Here is an 18,490-nt window from a genome sequence, read left to right on the forward strand (position 1 = left end):
GACTCGGCGAGTCAATCACTCGTGCGCCACGGCCGCCAGCACATTCATGCGCGACGCGCGCAACGCCGGCAGCAGCGCCGCCACGACGCCCACCACCGCCGCACCGACCACGACCGCGACGACCGTGCCCCAGGGGACGGCGAGCGCCGTCATGCCCTGGAGCGCCAGCACCTGCTGCATGCACACACCCCACACCAGCCCCAGGGCCAGTCCGAGCACCGCGCCGAACACCGCGATCACCACCGACTCCAGCCGGATCATCCGGCGCAGCTGGCGCCGCGAGAGCCCGATCGCCCGCAGCAGCCCGATCTCGCGGGTGCGCTCCACGACCGACAGGGCGAGGGTGTTGACCACGCCGAGCACCGCGATGACGATCGCCAGTCCCAGCAGCGCGTACACGAGGTAGAGCAGCACGGCGATCTGGTCGTGCACCAGCTTCTTGTAGTCGGCGATGTCCCGCACCTGCACCTGCGGATACGGGTCGAGCGTCCGCTCCAGGTCCGCGCGCAGCTCGTCGTCGGCGGTCCCCGGCGCCGCGTTCACGTACAGCGCCGAGTCCTGGCCGCCCGGCGCGTACCGCTGAAGCGTCCCGAGTCCGAGGAACAGTCCTCCCTGCGTTCCGAATCCCTCGGCGGACTCCATGTCGGTGAGTGCGCCCACGGTCAGTTCGGCCGTGCGCCCGCCCTGGAACTCGACGGGGACGGTGCCGCCGAGGCGTACACCGTGCTCCCGCGCGAAGTCCGCGTCCATCGCCAGGTGCCCGGCCGCCAGCGCGGCGGCCGTGTCCCCCTGTGCGTAGCGGATGTCGGCGACCTCGTCGAGCCGCGGGTCGTAACCCACGGCGGACGTCTCCACCCGGTCGCCGTCCGGCAGCCGCACCGCGACCGGCGCGAACCGCGAGCGTACGACGAGCCCGGCGCCCGGCGTCTCGCGCACCCGGTCGGTCACCTCGCGCGGGAACGGCATGAAGCCGCCGTTCTGCACGATGAAGTCGGCGCCCAGCGTCTTGTCGATCTGCCGGTCGAAGGACTCGGTCATCGAGGCGCTCGCCACGGACATCCCCCCGACCAGGGCGAGGCCCACCATGAGGGCGGCGGCGGTGGCACCGGTACGGCGGGGGTTGCGCAGGGCGTTGCGCTGACTCATGCGCCCGACCGGACCGAACAGCGCCGGGAAGGCGGCGCCGAGCACCCGGATCACCGGCCGGACCAGCAGCGGACCGGCGATCACGGTGGCGACGAGGGTCAGGAGGACTCCGAGCCCGAGCAGCGACGCCGCCGACCCGGTCTCCGTGGCCGCCGCGCACCCCGCCAGCGCGGCCACGCCCGCCGCCCCGACGACGCCGCCCACCACGGCACGCGTGCGCAGCGGACGGCCCACCCCGGCGATCTCGGCGTCCGCGAGGGCGGCCATCGGCGAGACGGCCGCCGCCCGGCGGGCCGGGAGGTAGGCGGCGACGAACGTCACGCCGATGCCGACGACGTACGCCGCGACCGGCGTCGCCCAGCCGATGACCATCTCGGCGGAGCTGATGTTCATGCCGATGGCGTTCATCAGGCCGATCAGACCGGCGGCCAGCGCGATGCCCGCGGCCAGGCCCAGCGTGGAGCCGGCCACGCCGAGCAGCAGCGCCTCGGTGAGCACCGAGCGGCGCACCTGACGCCGGTCCGCGCCCAGGGCGCGCAGCAGCCCGAGTTCCCGCGTGCGCTGTGCGATCAGCATCGAGAAGGTGTTGACGATCAGGAAGACGCCCACCAGAACGGCGACGCCGGCGAAGCCGAGCATCACGTACTTGATGACGTCGAGGAAGCCGCCCAGCTGCTCGACGTCGGACTCGGCCTGCTCGGCGGCGGTGCGGTACTCGTAGGCGTCCGGGCCGAGGGCGTCCGCGACGCGGCGCTTCAGCAGCTCGTCGCTCACCCCGTCGGCGGCCTCGACGGAGATGCCCGTCGCGGCCTTCGCGTCGCCCAGCAGCTTCGTCTGCGCGGTCGGGGTGTCGACGAAGAGCAGCGCGGCCCCGGGGTTGGTGGTGGTGAACGTGACGATGCCGACGACCTCCACCCGGAACGAGCCCGGCGGGGCCACGACGGTGAGCGTGTCGCCGATCCTCACGTCCGCGCGGTCGGCGGTCTCCGAGTCGAGCAGTGCCTGCCCGGGGCCGCGCGGGGCGTGTCCGGAGGTGAGCTCCACGGGGCTGCGCTCGGTCGGGTACCAGTTGGTGCCTATCGTGGGCGCGCCGGTGGTCGGGCTCACTGACTCGTTCTCGTCGTCGACGACCGTGAGGTTCTCGACCTCCGCGTCCACGTGCGCGGCGGCGACGCCCTCGACGTCGGCCACGCGGCCGGCGAGCGCGGCGGGCAGGGTCGCCGTCGTGCCGGACGGAACGGCTTCGGCGAGACCCTCCTGGGGACGGACGGTGACGTCGGCGGCGGTGGAGGCGAACAGCCGGTCGAAGGTCCGGCCGAGGGTGTCGGAGAAGATCAGGCTGCCCGCGACGAACGCCACGGACAGGACGACGGCCAGCGCCGAGAGCAGCAGCCGTCCCTTGTGTGCGAGGAAGCTCCTGAGCGTCGCCTTCAGCACGGCTTCAGTCCTCGGCGGGGGAGCCGGGGAGCCTCGATCCCGCGCCGGTGAACAGACGCATGCGCTCCAGCACCGCCTCCGCCGTGGGCCGGTGCATCTCGTCGACGATCCGTCCGTCGGCGAGGAACAGCACCAGGTCGGAGTGGGCCGCGGCACCCGGGTCGTGGGTGACCATGACGACGGTCTGGCCGAGTTCGTCGACGGCCTCGCGCAGGAAGCCGAGCACTTCCAGACCGGCCCGCGAGTCGAGGTTGCCGGTCGGCTCGTCCGCGAAGATCAGCTCGGGCCGGGAGACCAGCGCCCGCGCGCAGGCGACACGCTGCTGCTGACCGCCGGACAGCTGAGCCGGCCGGTGCTTCAGCCGGTCCCGCAGCCCGAGCGTGTCGACGACCTGGTCGAGCCACGTCCGGTCCGGGTCCCGGCCCGCGATGTTCATGGGCAGGGTGATGTTCTCCAGCGCGTTCAGCGTCGGTATGAGGTTGAACGACTGGAACATGAAACCGATCCGGTCCCGCCGCAGCCGGGTCAGCTCACGCTCCCTCAGCCCCGTGATCTCGGTGTCGCCGAGCCACACCTGACCGGCCGACACGGTGTCGAGCCCCGCGAGGCAGTGCATCAGCGTGGACTTCCCGGAGCCCGACGGCCCCATGACCGCGGTGAAACGGCCGCGCATGATGTCCACGTCCACCGAGTCCAGGGCGAGCACCGTCGTCTCGCCGGAGCCGTACGCCTTGGTCAGACCGCGGGCGCGGGCCGCCGTCCGGTCGGCCGACGCCAGGCCCGGGGCGTGCTCCGCTGCAGGTGTGGACAAGACGGCCTCCTCGGTGGTCCCGGTACACGGACGTCCGACGTTTCTCGTCCCGGCCGAGCGTAGTGTGACCCGACGCACGCTCGGTATCCCTCTGCGGTGTCGTCCGCTCTCCGCCCCAGGTCGGGTCCCGCAGGCCCGTGTAAGGGGCAACTTCCTGCCGCGGGAGCGGTCCTTGCCGTGCTAGCGGTCCGGCGCTAGCTTCAAGGTATGGCCAAGACCCAGTTGAACGTGCGGGTGGACGAGGGCACCGCCCGAGCGGCACGCGAACGCGCCCTGGCGCGCGGCATGAGCGTCAACCGCTACATCGAGGAACTGGTCCGGCAGGACACCGGAGAGGCCGGCCGCACGTTCGTGGAGGCCGCCGCCGACTTCATGCGGGAGTACGAGAAGGTGTTCGCCGAAGAGGCCGGCGGGGACCGCCGCTGATCCGTTGAACGACCTCACGATCGACCTCGCCTGGCTGCTGATGCTCGCCGAACAGCGGACGCCGGGAGACCCCCAGGTCACCGACTGGGGAGCCCTCGTCGCCGCCGTGGCACGCCACCGGGCCGAGATACTCGGCGTCCCCGTCTACGACGGCCCGCACGACCGCGCCGCCGCGCTCCTCCAGCTCCTGATCCACGTCCCCGCGCTGGAGCGGTCCAACGCCCTCTTCGCCTCGGCGGTGGCGTACGCCTACCTGGTCGCCAGCGGCGTCAAGGTCAGCACGACGCCCGAGCAGGTGCGCGACCTCGCCCTCCTGGTCAAGAGCGGCGAGGCGTCGGTCGACGACATCGCGCGGGAGCTGCGCCAGTGGAGCCTGTGACTACTCCTCGGTCCCGGGCGGCCGCCAGGCCGTGCCGAGTACGCAGTACGAGGTCGGCAGCGCGGGTCCCTTCTCCGGCATGAGCACCCGCCGGTAGGGGCCCAGCGTGAACCCGGCCGTCCGCAGCGCGGCAACCGGATCCCGGGAGACATGACAGCCGCCCGTCAGCCGCGGCCACACCGTCCGGTCCAGCGCGCGCTGGGTGAGGGTCATCATCCGGCCGCCGCCCCGGCCGTGTTCGAAGAACCGCACCTCGCCGCCGGGCCGCAGCACCCGCCGCAGCTCACCGAGCGTCCGCCGCACGTCGCGCACGCTGCACAGCACCAGGGACACCACGGCCGCGTCGAAGGCCTCGCTCTTGACCGGCAACGCCTCCGCCGCGCCGGGCGCCACGTCGACCGGAACCTCCGCCCGCAGCGCCGCCTCCACGGCCAACTGCCGCAGCACCCGCTCCGGTTCGATCGCGACGACCTCCGAGACGGTGCCCGGGTAGTGAGCGAAGTTCAGGCCGTTGCCCGCGCCGATCTCGATCACCCGCCCGGACAGTCCGGTCAGCAGGCGTTCGCGCACCCGGCCCATGCCCATGCGGGTCTCGGCGGTCACGCTGATCCGGGCGTAGTAGCGGGCGAACACCGGGTGGTGCACGGCGTCCGGCGGCACCCCGCGGGAGCGGGCGGATCGCAGCGGCATGGGACCTCCCTCACGAGGCGGCGCCTTACCGCGATTGTCCCCCGAACGAGCCCCGTCCACCCCCGGCCGACGCCTCCGGTTCACGCCGACCACCACGACACCGCCCGGACCAAGCCCCGCGGTCCGGCTGCCCTTGGGGTCAGGGCCTCTCCCGCCGCCGCGGGTTTCACCGCGTCGCCGGTGGCTTCCGGTGCGGGTGTCTGCCGCTTCGGTGCCGCCGGACGGGACCACGGCGCGTCCGGTGCGGCGTGGGTGCCGGCCGGTCGGGTGTCGTCGGTTGGGCCAGGGCCCCCGGTTCGGCTGCCCTTGGGGTCAGGGCCTCTCCCGCCGCCGCGGGTTTCACCGCGTCGCCGGTGGCTTCCGGTGCGGGTGTCTGCCGCTTCGGTGCCGCCGGACGGGACCACGGCGCGTCCGGTGCGGCGTGGGTGCCGGCCGGTCGGGTCACTCGTCCTCGGGGTCAGGGTGTTCTCAGGTCAGGGGGCCTCCCGTTTCCGGAAGGCCTCCACGTCCCAGGTGCCGTCCAGCGCGGGGGCCAGCCAGTGCGGTGCCGAGGAGCGGAAGGCGGGCGGGGCGAGGGCGCCCGCACCGGCGGGCAGGGCGCCGAGCAGGGGGGCTCCGGCCACGTCCGGCAGGTCCGCGAGGTTGCAGCGCGAGGCGAGGTCGGGATGCTGCGGCCAGCTGCCGATCACCACGCCCGACAGACCGAGCCCGCGGGAGCGCAGTTCACGTGCCGTCAGCTCCGTGGTGTTCAGCGTGCCCAGGCCCGCCGAGGCCACCACCAGCACCGGCGCGCCGAGCAGTTCGGCGGCGTCCGCGAGGGTCCCGCCCGCCGCGTCGAACCGGACCAGCAGCCCGCCCGCTCCCTCCACCAGCACCAGGTCGTGGTCCGTGGCCAGCTTGGCGGCGGCCTCGGCCACCTCCTCGGGGTGCACCGGCGCCCGGCCGGCCCTGCGCGCGGCCGTGCCCGGCGCCAACGGCTCGGGATAGCGCGCGACTTCGGCCGCCGTCACGGCACCCGCGAGGCGGGCGACCTCCTGTGCGTCCCCCGGCTCGTCCGGCCCCACGCCCGTCTGCGCGGCCTTCAGCACGGCCACCGACCGGCCGGCCGCCCGCGCCGTCGCCGCGACGGCGGCGGTCGCGACGGTCTTGCCGACCTCCGTGCCCGTGCCCGTGATCACCAGTACCGGCATGTCATCCCTTCCCGGCCGCCGCGCACACCGCACGTCCGATCCGCGCGACGTCCGCATCACCCGTGACGTACGGCGGCATGGTGTAGATCAGGTCGCGGAACGGCCGCAGCCACACGCCCTCGCGCACCGCCGCCCGCGTCGCCGCCGCCATGTCGACGGGATGGTCCAGCTGCACCACCCCGATCGCGCCGAGGACCCGCACGTCCGTCACGCCCGGCAGCTCGGCGGCGGGCGCCAGACCCTCGCGCAGACCCGCCTCGATGCGCTTGACCTCCGCGAGCCAGTCCTGCCCGAGCAGGAGCCCGATCGAGGCGCACGCCACGGCCGCCGCCAGCGGGTTGCCCATGAACGTCGGCCCATGGGCGAGCACCGGCACCTCGCCGCGCGAGATTCCGTCCGCGACCCGTGACGTGCACAGCGTCGCCGCCATCGTCAGATAGCCGCCGGTCAGCGCCTTGCCCACGCACATCACATCCGGCGTCACCGCCGCGTGCTCCGCCGCGAACAGCGCGCCCGTACGCCCGAAGCCGGTCGCGATCTCGTCGAACACCAGCAGGACGTCGTGCGCGTCGCACGCCTCCCGCAGCACCCGCAGGTACGCGGGGGAGTGGAACCGCATCCCGCCCGCGCCCTGCACCACCGGCTCGACGATCACCGCGGCCAGCTCGTCGGCGTGCCGCTCGATGAGTGACCGCAGGTGGTCGGCGTACGTCTCCTCGTACTCCGCCGGCGGCGCGTCCGCGAACACCTGGCGCGGCAGGACGCCCGTCCACAGCTCGTGCATGCCGCCCTCGGGGTCGCACACCGACATCGGCTGCCAGGTGTCGCCGTGGTAGCCGCCGCGCCAGGTCAGCAGGCGCCGCTTCGCGGGCCGGCCGAGCGAACGCCAGTACTGCAGGCACATCTTGACCGCGACCTCGACCGACACCGAGCCGGAGTCGGCGAGGAAGACGTGCTCCAGACCATCGGGCGACATGTCGACAAGGAGCTTCGCCAGCCGCACGGCGGGCTCGTGGGTGAGCCCGCCGAACATCACATGGCTCATGCGCTCCAGCTGCTCGCGTGCCGCCTCGTTCAGCACCGGGTGGTTGTAGCCGTGGATCGCCGACCACCAGGACGACATCCCGTCGACGAGTTCCCCGGAGCCGTCGGCCGGCCGCAGCCGCACCCCGCTCGCCGACTCCACGACCAGCGGGTCCTGCCGGCCGGGCATCGGGCCGTACGGGTGCCAGACGTGCCGCCGGTCGAGCCGGAGCAGCTCGTCCACCGTCAGTTCGGGCTCAGGCATTGGGCGCGAGGTCCGTTCCCGCACCGCGGCGGCGTACGGCGACCAGGTCCGTACGGGGTTCCTCGGTCCGTGCGGCGGGAGTGGATCCGCAGGCCCCGCCGCCCTCGTGCGACCCGCAGCCGCCGCCGGCCGTCGCCCGGTGCCCGGGCAGGGTCACCTGGTCGGTGCCCTCCACCTCGAACCCGGCGTCCGCGATCATCTCCAGGTCGGCCTTGCCCGCCTGGCCCTCGCTGGTGAGGTAGTCGCCGAGGAAGATGGAGTTGGCCAGGTGCAGGGCCAGCGGCTGCATCGTGCGCAGGTGGACCTCGCGCCCGCCGGCGATGCGGACCTCGACGTCCGGGCAGACGAACCGGGTCATCGCCAGGATGCGCAGGCAGCGCTGCGGGGTGAGGTTCCACTCCTTGGCCAGCGGCGTGCCCTCGAACGGGATCAGGAAGTTCACCGGGACCGAGTCCGGGTCCAGTTCACGCAGGGAGAAGACCACGTCGACCAGGTCCTCGTCGCTCTCGCCCATGCCCGCGATCAGCCCGGAGCAGGCGGACAGACCGGCGGCGTGCGCCTTCTGCACCGTGTCCACCCGGTCGGCGTACGTGTGCGTGGTCGTGATGTCCCCGTACGTCGACTCGGAGGTGTTGAGGTTGTGGTTGTAGGCGTCGGCGCCCGCCTCGCGCAGCCGCTCCGCCTGACCGTCGGAGAGCAGGCCCAGGCAGGCGCACACCTCGACCGACTCGTTCTGCTCCTTGATGGCCTTGATGGTCTCGGAGACCCGGTCCACGTCCCGGTCGGTCGGACCCCGGCCGCTGGCCACCAGGCACACCCGCTTGGCGCCCCCGGACACGCCGGCGGCGGCGGCCTCGGACGCCTCGCCGGGCTTGAGCCAGGTGTACTTCAGGATCTCGGCCTTGGAGCCGAGCCGCTGCGAGCAGTACGAGCAGTCCTCCGGGCACAGGCCCGACTTGAGGTTGACCAGGTAGTTGAGTTTCACCCGCCGGCCGAACCAGTGCCGGCGCACCTTGCCGGCCGCGGCCACCACATCGAGCAGTTCGTCGTCGGAAGTGGCGAGGACGGCCAGAGCTTCCTCGCGGGTCGGCGACTCGCGCCGAAGCCCCTTGTCCACCAGCGTGTTCAGCAGGTCCATGAGAGCCGATCCTGTCCTACGAAGCCACCCGGGGCCAAGGAGACTTCGCACAACACTGCCCGATCGCCGTGTGGGTATTGCCACACCTCGGGCGGACGGCCGGGCCGCTAGTGTCTGTCCATTGCCTACAAATTCCCGGAGGACCGACCCATGGCGTTCGACTGGATCGACGAGCAGGCGGAGCTGCGCCGCCGGGCCGGACTCGTGCGGACTCTGCGCCCCCGCCCGGCCGACTCGCCGCTGCTGGACCTGGCGAGCAACGACTACCTGGGCCTCGCCCGGCATCCCGAGGTCGTCGAGGGAGCGGTGCGGGCCGCGCGGACCTGGGGCGGCGGTGCGACCGGCTCCCGGCTCGTCACCGGCACCACCGCACTGCACGCCGAACTCGAACGCGAACTGGCCGCCTTCTGCGGCTTCGAGTCCGCGCTCGTCCTCTCCTCCGGCTACGCGGCCAACCTCGCCGCGGTCACGGCGCTGGCGCCGCACGGCACCCTCGTGGTGTCCGACGCGGGCAACCACGCCTCCCTGATCGACGGCTGCCGGCTGGCCCGCGGCACGGTCCAGGTGGCGGCGCACGCCGACCCGGACGCCGTGCGCAAGGCGCTGCGGACGCACGACGGACCCGCTGTCGCCGTCTCCGACACGGTCTTCTCGGTTGACGGCGACGCCGCGCCGCTGGCGGCCCTCGCGGGGGCGTGCCGGGAGCGCGGTGCCGGACTGGTCGTCGACGACGCCCACGGCCTCGGCGTCCTCGGCGACGGCGGGCGCGGCGCCGCGCAGGCGGCGGGGCTCGCGGGCGCCGACGACGTGGTCGTCACGGTCACGCTGTCCAAGTCGCTCGGCAGCCAGGGCGGGGCCGTGCTCGGCCCCGCCAAGGTGATCGACCATCTGGTCAACGCGGCCCGGACGTTCATCTTCGACACGGGCCTCGCCCCCGCGGCGGCGGGCGCGGCCCTGGCCGCACTGGGACTGCTGCGCCGCGAGCCGGAGAGGGCGGTGCGTGCCCGCGCGGTGGCCCGCGAACTGCACGCACGCCTGACCGCCGCGGGCCTGGAGGCGGTGCGTCCGGACGCCGCGGTGGTCTCGGTGCGCGCGCCCTCGCCGGAGGGGGCCGTGCGCTGGGCGGCCGACTGCCGTGCGGCCGGCCTGACCGTGGGCTGTTTCCGTCCTCCTTCCGTGCCCGACGGCATCTCACGGCTCAGGCTGACCGCCCGCGCGGACCTCTCCGCGGAGCAGATCGAACGCGCTGTACGGGTGATCGGCGAAACGCGGCCATGAGTCGGCGTGGCACGGCCGTGCTCCGCTCGGTGCCGGCAGGGATCAGATGCGGTGGACCTCGGCCGTGAACGACGCCCAGCTCCCGGGGGAGAAGAGCAGCGCGGGTCCGGCCGGATCCTTGGAGTCGCGCACGGCGAGCAGTCCGGCCCAGGGGCCGGCCGGCGGCAAGGCCGTCTCCACGCAGTTGTTGGCTCCGGTGCTGTAGCTGCTGCGCAGCCACCGCACGCCGTGCAGATCGGTGCTCGAACTGATGTTCCGAGGAAGTGCGGACATGGTGCCTCCTTACGCGCCGGCCGCTGTCGCGGCGATGAAGTCCAACGAGTCCTCGGGCGAAAGGGCATGGTTCAAAAGGGCGTTGAAGGCCTCCGTGTAGGCCTCTAGGTCTTCTTTCCGTTCGAGATGCAGGCTACTCGTCAAGTGGTCGAGAACAACCACGTCCAGATCAGAAGTGCTCGAAAAAGAGAAGATTACGAAAGGGCCGGTGACGCCGATATGTGCTCCGGCGGCGAACGGCAGGACCTGCAGCCGCACATGGGGCAGGCGGGCGGCCTCCACCAGTCGCCGCAGCTGACGGTCCATGACCCCGGGACCGCCCACCTCCCGGCGCAGCACCGCCTCGTCCAGGACGGCGCTCAGCCGCAGCGGCGGCTCGGCACGCAGCACGTCCTGACGGGCCAGCCGTACCTCCACCAGCGTGTCCAGCCGCTCCTCGGGCAGTCCGTCCACCGCGGCCCGCGTCACCGCGCGGGCGTACTCCGGGGTCTGCAGCAGTCCCGGGACCACGGTGGTCTCCAGCGTGCGCATGGCGCTCGCCTGGGACTCCAGGCTGATGAAGTCCCGGTAGGTCGGCGGCAGCACCCCGCGATAGGCGTGCCACCAGTGGTGCCGGCCGCCGTCGCCGTCGGACCTCGCCAAAACAAGCAGCAGTTCCCGCAGCTGCGGATCGTGCACGCCGTAGGCGTCCAGCAGTAACCGCACGTCGGCCGGTTTCGTCCCGCTCGTGCCGGTCTCGATACGGCTCACCTTCGACTGGTGCCAGCCCACCAGCCGGGCCGCCTCGCCGCTGGTGATCCCCGCCGAGGTGCGCAGCGCGCGCAGCTCCGCGCCCAGCTTCCGGCGGCGCACCACGGGACCGTGCTGCATGGGCCACTCCCTTACTCCCGATGAGCCGCCCGAATACGTGCTGCCGTCGCAGAGTTCACCGCATCGAGCGACAGATATATGCATATCTTGGTGGATCGCCAGCCTTCACCGGTGTGGTGATGGCAGTCTGGCGGCGAAGCACCAGTCCGGGACCGTACTCGAACCATCCGCTCCGTGTCGGACTTCGGTCCCGTGGGAAAGGGACGACGTCGCCATGGCAGACCATCTGGAAGCATCCGTCACTCTGCCGAGCGATCCCGCCTCGGTGGCCGCCGCCCGTACCTATGTGGTCGGCACCCTGGCGGAGTGGGGCCTGCCGGCGGACACGGACGTGTCCGACACCGTCCGGCTCATCGTCTCGGAACTGGCCACCAACGCGGTGCAGCACACTTTCGGCCAGTCACCGACCTTCACCGTCGACGTCGCGCTCGACCGCGACGAGCGGCTGCGCATCGGTGTCACCGACAGCCATCCGCGCTTCCCCAAACGCCTGCCGGCCGCCGTCCAGCAGGACAACGGCCGGGGCATGGTGATCGTCCGGTGGCTGACGGCGGAGTGCGGCGGCAGGCTGAGGGTCCGGCCGACGCGCGAGGGCGGCAAGACCGTCTCCATCGAGCTGCCCTGGACGGCGCCGGGGCAGCCGGTGCCCGCCGAGCCCGTCCCGGCCGTCGGCCGGCCGGAGCCTCAGCGGTGAGGCGCCCGGGGAGGTGGCGGCGTGTCAGGTCGCCGCCGCCTCCCCGGGCGGTTCACTTGACCCGGCCGTACAGAACGCTCCTGGTCCAGATCTTCTGGAGGCGCACCACGTCCCCGGTCTTCGGGGCGTGCCAGATCCTGCCCTTCCCGGCGTAGATGCCGACGTGGTAGATGCTGCTGCCCGAGTGGAAGAACACGAGGTCTCCGACCTTGCGGTTCTTGGCGGAGACGTGGCGGGTCTTGTTGTACTGCTGGGCCGCGGTGCGCGGCAGCTTCTTGCCGGCCTTCTTGAACGAGTACAGCGTGAGCCCGGAGCAGTCGAACCTGCGTGGCCCCGTGGCGCCCCACTGGTAGGGCGAACCCTTCTTGGAGGCCGCGATCCGGAGCGCTTTCGTGGCGTGGCTCGCGGCGGCGGCCTCGGGGGCCGCACCGGGGACCACGATGGAGCCGCCGACGGCGGCGATGGTCAGGGCCGAGGCCGTACCGGCGCGGGCCATGAGCGACGGGACACGATTGAGCGCAGTCATGCGCAACCCTTCGTCAGCCGCCTGTGAAGGATGACCTGTCGGATTCGGGCTGGCGAAGTGGCCCGGCCGCACGGGTGCGGCTTCACCCCAAGGGCTGCTCGGCCCGGCGCCTCCTTCTCGCGGAGATGACCGTTCCGGCGACCCGTCGTGCTTGGGTCCTCCACTCCTGCCGATCCACTCCTGTCGACCGGTCATCCGGGCGGCGGCAGGACTCGGCGTCCGCCCGGACCGCCCCGCCGCTGTGGCGGGGGCTTGTCGTCAGTCACGGATCTTGTCTCCTCAAGTCGGAAAATCCCAACGGAACCGGGCTTCTGTGTTGTTACTCACCACTCACCCGTTCGGGTGGACAGTGCCGTGTTCGAGACATCGGCCGGTGTACCGGCGGTGCCCGGACCAGGAATGGAGTGGCTCATTCCGTCGCATGGGCACGCCGGTTGCGCAAGCTCAGGGGGTCCGAAAATCGATGTGTGGCTACGCCGAAAGGGGGTACGCCATTTGGCCCGTTTCGGCTGCTGCCGAGATGGATCGTGGACGGGGAGTGCAGCGGGGCGTCGCCGGCTCCCGGAGATGCGTCAACTGTCGGAGCAGGGTGGCAGGCTGACGCGTGCCGTGCGCCGCTCGCCGTCCAGGACGCGCAGTGCCCGGGCCAGGGTGGCGGCGTGCAGCTCGGTCTCGCCCCGCCGGTGCATGAGTGCCAGGGCGTCGCGCAGGGCGGTCGCCTTGCCGACCAGGGCCTGGGCGGCGCGCAGTCCACGGTAGGTGTCCCCGGGCTGGGCGGGATTGATGCGCCCGACCAGGTCGACGACTTCGAGGTAACGGTCGATCAACTCGGCCTCCGCGCGGGTCAGAGCGGGCAGCGGTGGCAATTCGGGCGGGAGCACCGGCTCACCTCGCGCCGGGCGCGGGGGCCGCGTTCTTGCGGCCGGGGACGATCCGGTCGACCAGGCCGTACGCCATGGCCTGCTGCGCGTCCAGGACCGTGTCCCGCTCGATGTCCTCGGCCACCTGCCGCGCAGTGCGGCCGGTGTGCCGTACCAGCATCTCCTCCAGGGCGGCGCGGACACGGTTCAACTCCGCAGCACGGACGGCCAGATCGCTCGCCTGTCCCTCCGTCGGCCCGTCCAGCGCCGGTTGACGGAGCGTGACCCGGGCGCCCGGCAGTATCGCGCGCTTGCCCGGCGCGCCCGCGGCCAGCAGCACCGCGGCCGACGGCCCGGCCTGGCCCAGGCAGGTCGTCGTCACGTCGCAGGCGAGGAAGCGCATCGTGTCGTAGATCGCCGACATGGCACTGAACGACCCGCCGGGGGAGTTGATGCAGAGGGCGATGTCGCGGTCCGGAGCCTGGTGCTCCAAGTACATGAACTGGGCCGTCACGTCATTCGCCGACGCCTCGTCGATCCGTGTCCCGAGGAAGACGATCCGCTCCTGAAGCAGCTTCGAGTACGGGTCCGTCGTCCAGTGCTCCAAGCCCGTGCGCTCGGTGAACCCGGGCAGGACATGACGGGCGGACGGTCGGGTCATGGCGAACCCCTCCTCGTGGCAGAGCCGTCTCCGGCGCGCTGCGCTGTCTCTGTCAAAAATGTACAGGACGTACGTTCCGCTGTGGCGGAGAAGCTCCGCTTTCGCGCGGGCGCCGACGCGACGGGGCCGCCGGGGGGTGAACCGTAAGCTGTGGGTATGGCCTATGAGATTCCGGTGACGCAAGCCAGGGCTGAGCTCGCCGACCTGATCAACCGGGTGGTGTACGGCGGTGAGCGCGTCGTCGTGACGCGGCACGGCAAGCCCCTCGTCGCCCTCGTCTCCGCCGCCGACCTCGAACGTCTGGAGGAGCTCCAGGAACCGCCGGGGGAACAGGTCGTCACCTCGGTCTCCAGCGTCCGCGACACCGGCCCCGCACCCCGCGAACGGCAGCGCTTCGGCATCGCGGCGGAACACCGGGGGCCGAACCCCTCCTAGCCCTCTGCGCACACCGACGGCCGCGGCCCCCGCCTGTCGGCAGGAGGGCCGCGGCCGTCGGTGCGCGGGCGGTGCCGGTCTCAGCCGACCAGTGCCGGCGCCCGGTCGCCCGCCGCCGAGCGGCCGTGCGCCCGCTCCCGCAGCGCGCCGCCCGCCAGCACGGCGCCCAGGCCCAGAACGGCCCACCACGTCAGCGTCAGCGCGGGGCCCGCGGCCGCCGCCCCGTCGAAGAACGACACCGACCGCAGCAGCGAGACACCGGCGCCCGGCGGCAGCCACTGGCCGATCGCCCCGACCGGCTCGGGCAGCATCTCCGGGGCCGAGGCCGCTCCCGAGAACGGGTTGCCCAGCAGCATCACCACGAACGCGCCGAGTCCGAGGCCCCGCTGCCCGAGCAGCGCGCCGAGCCCGGCCACGGCGGCGGCCACGGCCAGAGCGGACAGCCAGAAGACCCCGGCCACCGCCCACCAGTCACCGGTGGCGACCTCCAGCCAGCTGTGCGCGACGGCCGCCGCGACCACCCCGGTCAGGGCGGTGGCGCCGGCCACGGCAGCCACCGCGCGGACGCCGCGCAGCCCCAGCAGCGTCACCACGGCGCCGGTGGCGATCCCGGCCAGGGTGAGCGGCAGCACGCTCGCGTTCAGGGCCGCACCGCGCGGATCGGTCGAGGGGGCGGCCACCACGTCGACGGTTCGGACCTCGGCCCCGGTGGCGGACGCCTGCCCGGTCACCGCCTGCTGCAGCAGCTGCGCGACGGCGGGGCTCGCCGCGGACGCCGTCAGCAGCTTCGGGCCCTGTTCGGTGACGACCACCGCGCCGTACACGGTCCGGTCCTCGACGGCGTCGCGGGCGGCGGCCTCGTCGGCGTAGCGGTGAATCTCGAAGGCGCCCTCGTGCCGGGTGAGCCGCTGCTCGACCGGCGCGGTCGCGGCTGCCGGTCCCGCCACGCCGAGCGGCAGGTCGCGGGGAGCGGTCCGGGCGGCCGGCCAGGCGAAGGCCCACAGGGCCAGCGCGACCAGCACGGGCACGAGGACGACCACGGCGGCCATGCGGCGGCCGTGCGGGGGCGTGGGGGCCGGGGGGCCGGCGGGACGCGCGGCGGGCGTGCTGGACATGGTCGCTCCTCAAAAAGAAGGATCGTTCGTTTTAGGGTCCGTCATCACCGTGCGACGGGTGGCGGCGCTTGTCAAGAAGGAACGTTCGTTTTAGGTTGATGGCATGGCCCGCGTATCCCAGGAACACCTCGACGCCCGCCGCCGGCAGATCCTCGACGGCGCCGCCCGCTGCTTCGCCCGCAACGGCTTCCACGCCACGTCGATGCAGGACGTGCTGAAGGAGGTCGACCTGTCCGCGGGCGCCGTCTACCGCTACTTCAGCGGCAAGGAGGAGCTGATCCAGGCCACCGTCACCGAGGTGCTGGACTCGGTGCAGGCCATGTACGAGCGGGCGGCTCTGGAGAGTCCGCCGCCCGCGCCCGACGTGCTCATCGCCCGGACCCTGACGCACATGACGCGGGAGCAGTCGCCGATGCTGGACAACGGCGAGTGGGCGTTCCCGCGCCTGATGATCCAGGTCTGGAGCGAGACCCTGCGCAACGAGGAACTGTCGGCCCTGCTGCGCGAGCGCTTCGCCAAGGTCAGGGCCGCCTGGGCGAAAGTCGTGGTCCGCTACCAGGAGACCGGCATGATGCGCGACGACTCCGACCCGGACGCCGTCGCCCGGACGCTGATGGCCGTGGTGCAGGGCTTCGGCGTCCAGTACGCACTGTTCGGCAGCATCCCCCCGGAGACGCTGCAGGCGGGCATGCGGGGACTGCTGAGCATGCGTGAGGCCACCGGCGGCGCCGGTAATCAGTCGGTCAAATCCGGGTGACGTGCCCGAAACATCGTAGACCTAGTCTGCGCACCGATCCACCTGCGGTTTTCGGGGCACCGGCGTGCGCCTTGACGTGCATTCATGTGTGTTACATCTAGAGCCGTCGCGGTGGCCGCGGCAGCCGGACCGCTCGGTCCTGGCGTGATGTCCTGTGAGGTGGTACGTGCAACTGACCCCGCACGAGCAGGAGCGACTGCTCATCCATGTGGCCGCGGACGTGGCCGAGAAGCGCCGCGCACGAGGCGTGAAGCTCAACCACCCCGAGGCCGTCGCGCTGATCACCGCGCACATCCTCGAAGGAGCCCGCGACGGCCGCACCGTCGCCGAACTCATGGCCTCGGGGCGCAAGCTGCTCCAGCGGGACGAGGTCATGGACGGCATCCCCGAGATGATCCACGACGTGCAGGTCGAAGCCACCTTCCCCGACGGCACCAAGCTGGTCACCGTCCACGATCCGATCATCTGACGGGATGGCAGCCATGACTCCCGGAGAGATCCTGTTCGCCGACGAGCCGGTCGCCTTCAACGAGGGATGCGAAGTCACCCGTCTGACCGTGCTCAACACCGCCGACCGGCCCGTCCAGGTCGGCTCCCACTACCACTTCGCCGAGGCCAACCCCGCCCTCGACCTCGACCGCGCCCTCGCCCACGGCAAGCGGCTCAACATCGCCGCCGGCACCGCCGTCCGCTTCGAGCCCGGAATTCCGGTCGACGTGGAACTCGTGCCCCTCGCGGGTGCCCGCGTCGTCGTGGGCCTGCGCGGCGCCACGGGAGGTGCCCTCGATGCCTGAACTGTCCCGTCCCGCCTACGCCGACCTGTTCGGCCCGACCACCGGTGACCGCATCCGCCTCGCCGACACCGACCTCCTCGTCGAGATCGAGGAGGACCGCTCGGGCGGACCCGGTCGCTCCGGCGACGAGGCCGTGTTCGGCGGCGGGAAGGTGCTGCGCGAGTCCATGGGCCAGTCGCGCGCCACACGCGCCGACGGTGCCCCCGACACCGTGATCACCGGTGCCGTGATCATCGACCACTGGGGCATCGTCAAGGCCGACATCGGCATCCGCGACGGCCGCATCACCGGCATCGGCAAGTCCGGCAACCCGGACACCATGGACGGCGTCCACCCCGAGCTGGTCATCGGTCCCGAGACGGAGATCATCGCGGGCAACGGCAAGATCATCACCGCGGGCGGCATCGACACGCACGTCCACTTCATCGCGCCCGCACTCGTCGACGAGGCCCTCGCCTCCGGCATCACCACCCTCATCGGCGGCGGCACGGGCCCGGCCGAGGGCAGCAAGGCGACCACGGTCACCCCCGGTTCGTGGCACCTCGCGCGGATGTTCGCGGCCATGGAGTCGAGCCCCGTCAACATCGGCTTCCTCGGCAAGGGCAGCACCATGTCGAAGGAGTCCATGCGCGACCAGCTGCGCGCCGGCGTCCTCGGCTTCAAGATCCACGAGGACTGGGGGGCCACCCCCGCGGTGATCTCCGCCTGCCTGGACGTGTGCGAGGAGTCCGGCGTCCAGCTCGCGGTCCACACCGACACCCTGAACGAGGCCGGATTCGTCGGCGACACCTTCGACGCCGTCGCGGGCCGCACCCTGCACGCCTTCCACGTCGAGGGCGCCGGCGGCGGCCATGCGCCGGACATGATCACGGCGGTGTCGCTGCCCAACATGCTGCCCGCGTCCACCAACCCGACGAGGCCGCACACCGTCAACACCGTCGAGGAGCACCTCGACATGCTGATGGTCTGTCACCACCTGAACCCGGCCGTCCCCGAGGACCTGGCCTTCGCCGAGTCCCGGATCCGGCCCAGCACCATCGCGGCCGAGGACATCCTGCACGACATGGGGGCCATCTCCATCATGTCGTCGGACTCCCAGGCCATGGGCCGCATCGGGGAAGTGATCCTGCGGACGTGGCAGACCGCGCACGTGATGAAGCGGCGTCGTGGCTTCCTGCCCGGCGACACCCGGGCCGACAACCGGCGCGCCCGTCGCTATGTCGCCAAGTACACCATCAATCCCGCCGTCGCCCAGGGCATCGAGCACGAGGTCGGCTCCGTGGAGTCCGGCAAGCTCGCCGACCTGGTGCTCTGGGACCCCCGGTTCTTCGGCGTGAAACCGCAGGTCGTGCTCAAGGGCGGTCAGATCGCGTACGCGCAGGTGGGCGACGCCAACGCCTCCATCCCCACTCCGCAGCCGGTCCTGCCGCGCCCGATGTTCGGCGCCCTCGGCACCGCGCCCGCCGCGAACTCGGTCAACTTCGTGGCCCGGGCCGCCGTCGAGGACGGGCTGCCGGAACGCCTGGGCCTCGGGCGCGAGTTCGTGCCCATCCACTCCACCCGCGGGCGCACGAAGGCCGACATGCGGGAGAACGACGCCCTGCCCCGCGTCGAGGTCGCCGCGGACTCCTTCGCGGTGACCATCGACGGCGAACTCGTCGAGCCCGCACCCGCCGCCGAACTGCCGCTCGCCCAGCGGTACTTCCTCTTCTGAGCGCCGCC

At 72.4% G+C, this 18,490-nt stretch carries 21 protein-coding genes and 1 riboswitch; of the genes, 9 read left to right on the top strand and 12 right to left on the bottom strand.

The features are described from left to right. Positions 1 to 15: 15 nt before the first annotated feature. Together IE260_RS08420 and IE260_RS08425 are read right to left on the bottom strand one after the other, a co-directional pair. Positions 16 to 2,583 carry an ABC transporter permease gene (locus IE260_RS08420; RefSeq protein ID WP_189869852.1) on the bottom strand — a complete coding sequence of 856 codons (2,568 nt, stop codon included), beginning with the start codon at positions 2,581 to 2,583 and terminating at the stop codon, positions 16 to 18. A gap of 4 nt (positions 2,584 to 2,587) precedes the next feature. After that, complete coding sequence (locus tag IE260_RS08425) at positions 2,588 to 3,394, bottom strand: ABC transporter ATP-binding protein (protein WP_189869853.1); 807 nt, start codon at positions 3,392 to 3,394, stop codon at positions 2,588 to 2,590. Between the two features lie 207 nt (positions 3,395 to 3,601). Between IE260_RS08425 and IE260_RS08430 the strand changes: the two genes are divergently transcribed. Both IE260_RS08430 and IE260_RS08435 read left to right on the top strand, forming a co-directional pair. Continuing rightward, positions 3,602 to 3,820 carry a toxin-antitoxin system HicB family antitoxin gene (locus tag IE260_RS08430; protein ID WP_189869854.1) on the top strand — a complete coding sequence of 73 codons (219 nt, stop codon included), beginning with the start codon at positions 3,602 to 3,604 and terminating at the stop codon, positions 3,818 to 3,820. 4 nt (positions 3,821 to 3,824) lie between these two features. Further along, positions 3,825 to 4,199: a fic family toxin-antitoxin system, toxin component gene (locus tag IE260_RS08435; RefSeq protein ID WP_189869855.1), complete on the top strand. Its 375-nt coding sequence runs from the start codon at positions 3,825 to 3,827 to the stop codon at positions 4,197 to 4,199. Here IE260_RS08435 and IE260_RS08440 read toward each other — a convergent pair whose 3' ends face one another. The 4 genes from IE260_RS08440 to bioB all read right to left on the bottom strand — a co-directional run bounded on the left by IE260_RS08440 (position 4,200) and on the right by bioB (position 8,505). Beyond that, on the bottom strand, positions 4,200 to 4,889 hold the full coding sequence (locus IE260_RS08440) for a class I SAM-dependent methyltransferase (protein WP_189869856.1): 690 nt from the start codon (positions 4,887 to 4,889) through the stop codon (positions 4,200 to 4,202). 473 nt (positions 4,890 to 5,362) lie between these two features. Beyond that, a complete protein-coding gene (bioD, locus tag IE260_RS08445; protein WP_189869857.1) occupies positions 5,363 to 6,079 on the bottom strand; it encodes a dethiobiotin synthase in 717 nt (238 codons plus the stop codon). 1 nt (position 6,080) lies between these two features. Next, positions 6,081 to 7,367 (bottom strand): adenosylmethionine--8-amino-7-oxononanoate transaminase, encoded by a 1,287-nt coding sequence (locus IE260_RS08450; RefSeq protein ID WP_189869858.1) that lies wholly within the window; start codon positions 7,365 to 7,367, stop codon positions 6,081 to 6,083. Further along, positions 7,360 to 8,505 carry a biotin synthase BioB gene (gene bioB, locus IE260_RS08455; protein ID WP_189869859.1) on the bottom strand — a complete coding sequence of 382 codons (1,146 nt, stop codon included), beginning with the start codon at positions 8,503 to 8,505 and terminating at the stop codon, positions 7,360 to 7,362. Before bioB ends, IE260_RS08450 begins: the two co-directional genes overlap by 8 nt. A 150-nt stretch (positions 8,506 to 8,655) precedes the next feature. On the opposite strand from bioB, the gene IE260_RS08460 reads away from it, so the two are divergent. Beyond that, the gene (locus IE260_RS08460; protein ID WP_189869860.1) at positions 8,656 to 9,783 is read left to right on the top strand and encodes an 8-amino-7-oxononanoate synthase; all 1,128 of its coding nucleotides are present in this window, start codon (positions 8,656 to 8,658) and stop codon (positions 9,781 to 9,783) included. Positions 9,784 to 9,825: 42 nt separating this feature from the next. Here IE260_RS08460 and IE260_RS08465 read toward each other — a convergent pair whose 3' ends face one another. Together IE260_RS08465 and IE260_RS08470 are read right to left on the bottom strand one after the other, a co-directional pair. Beyond that, positions 9,826 to 10,056 (bottom strand): DUF397 domain-containing protein, encoded by a 231-nt coding sequence (locus tag IE260_RS08465; protein ID WP_189869861.1) that lies wholly within the window; start codon positions 10,054 to 10,056, stop codon positions 9,826 to 9,828. A 9-nt stretch (positions 10,057 to 10,065) separates the two neighbouring features. Next, the gene (locus tag IE260_RS08470) at positions 10,066 to 10,926 is read right to left on the bottom strand and encodes a helix-turn-helix domain-containing protein (RefSeq protein ID WP_189869862.1); all 861 of its coding nucleotides are present in this window, start codon (positions 10,924 to 10,926) and stop codon (positions 10,066 to 10,068) included. A gap of 214 nt (positions 10,927 to 11,140) precedes the next feature. On the opposite strand from IE260_RS08470, the gene IE260_RS08475 reads away from it, so the two are divergent. Then, positions 11,141 to 11,620, top strand: coding sequence for an ATP-binding protein (locus IE260_RS08475; protein WP_189869863.1), 480 nt, complete (start codon positions 11,141 to 11,143; stop codon positions 11,618 to 11,620). 52 nt (positions 11,621 to 11,672) lie between these two features. On the opposite strand, the gene IE260_RS08480 is transcribed toward IE260_RS08475, so the two are convergent. From IE260_RS08480 to IE260_RS08490, 3 genes are all read right to left on the bottom strand, one after another. Further along, on the bottom strand, positions 11,673 to 12,146 hold the full coding sequence (locus IE260_RS08480; RefSeq protein ID WP_189869864.1) for a C40 family peptidase: 474 nt from the start codon (positions 12,144 to 12,146) through the stop codon (positions 11,673 to 11,675). Positions 12,147 to 12,149: 3 nt separating this feature from the next. Then, positions 12,150 to 12,296: riboswitch (cyclic di-AMP (ydaO/yuaA leader) on the bottom strand. Between the two features lie 422 nt (positions 12,297 to 12,718). Continuing rightward, positions 12,719 to 13,027 carry a hypothetical protein gene (locus IE260_RS08485; RefSeq protein WP_189869865.1) on the bottom strand — a complete coding sequence of 103 codons (309 nt, stop codon included), beginning with the start codon at positions 13,025 to 13,027 and terminating at the stop codon, positions 12,719 to 12,721. A gap of 4 nt (positions 13,028 to 13,031) precedes the next feature. Beyond that, on the bottom strand, positions 13,032 to 13,667 hold the full coding sequence (locus IE260_RS08490) for an ATP-dependent Clp protease proteolytic subunit (protein WP_189869866.1): 636 nt from the start codon (positions 13,665 to 13,667) through the stop codon (positions 13,032 to 13,034). Between the two features lie 156 nt (positions 13,668 to 13,823). Between IE260_RS08490 and IE260_RS08495 the strand changes: the two genes are divergently transcribed. Continuing rightward, complete coding sequence (locus IE260_RS08495; RefSeq protein ID WP_189869867.1) at positions 13,824 to 14,102, top strand: type II toxin-antitoxin system Phd/YefM family antitoxin; 279 nt, start codon at positions 13,824 to 13,826, stop codon at positions 14,100 to 14,102. A gap of 80 nt (positions 14,103 to 14,182) precedes the next feature. Here IE260_RS08495 and IE260_RS08500 read toward each other — a convergent pair whose 3' ends face one another. Beyond that, positions 14,183 to 15,217: an ABC transporter permease gene (locus IE260_RS08500; RefSeq protein WP_229880553.1), complete on the bottom strand. Its 1,035-nt coding sequence runs from the start codon at positions 15,215 to 15,217 to the stop codon at positions 14,183 to 14,185. A gap of 103 nt (positions 15,218 to 15,320) precedes the next feature. Here IE260_RS08500 and IE260_RS08505 point away from each other — a divergent pair, with 103 nt between their 5' ends. From IE260_RS08505 to IE260_RS08520, 4 genes are all read left to right on the top strand, one after another. Continuing rightward, a complete protein-coding gene (locus IE260_RS08505; protein WP_189869868.1) occupies positions 15,321 to 15,974 on the top strand; it encodes a TetR/AcrR family transcriptional regulator in 654 nt (217 codons plus the stop codon). 166 nt (positions 15,975 to 16,140) lie between these two features. Beyond that, the gene (locus IE260_RS08510) at positions 16,141 to 16,443 is read left to right on the top strand and encodes an urease subunit gamma (protein ID WP_189869869.1); all 303 of its coding nucleotides are present in this window, start codon (positions 16,141 to 16,143) and stop codon (positions 16,441 to 16,443) included. 13 nt (positions 16,444 to 16,456) lie between these two features. Next, positions 16,457 to 16,768: an urease subunit beta gene (locus tag IE260_RS08515; RefSeq protein WP_189870047.1), complete on the top strand. Its 312-nt coding sequence runs from the start codon at positions 16,457 to 16,459 to the stop codon at positions 16,766 to 16,768. After that, the gene (locus IE260_RS08520; RefSeq protein WP_189869870.1) at positions 16,761 to 18,482 is read left to right on the top strand and encodes an urease subunit alpha; all 1,722 of its coding nucleotides are present in this window, start codon (positions 16,761 to 16,763) and stop codon (positions 18,480 to 18,482) included. The genes IE260_RS08515 and IE260_RS08520 overlap by 8 nt, the downstream gene beginning before the upstream one ends. The last annotated feature ends 8 nt before the right edge of the window (positions 18,483 to 18,490 follow it).

Origin of the sequence: Streptomyces viridiviolaceus (genome assembly GCF_014650995.1) — a bacterium.
GTDB lineage: Bacteria > Actinomycetota > Actinomycetes > Streptomycetales > Streptomycetaceae > Streptomyces > Streptomyces viridiviolaceus.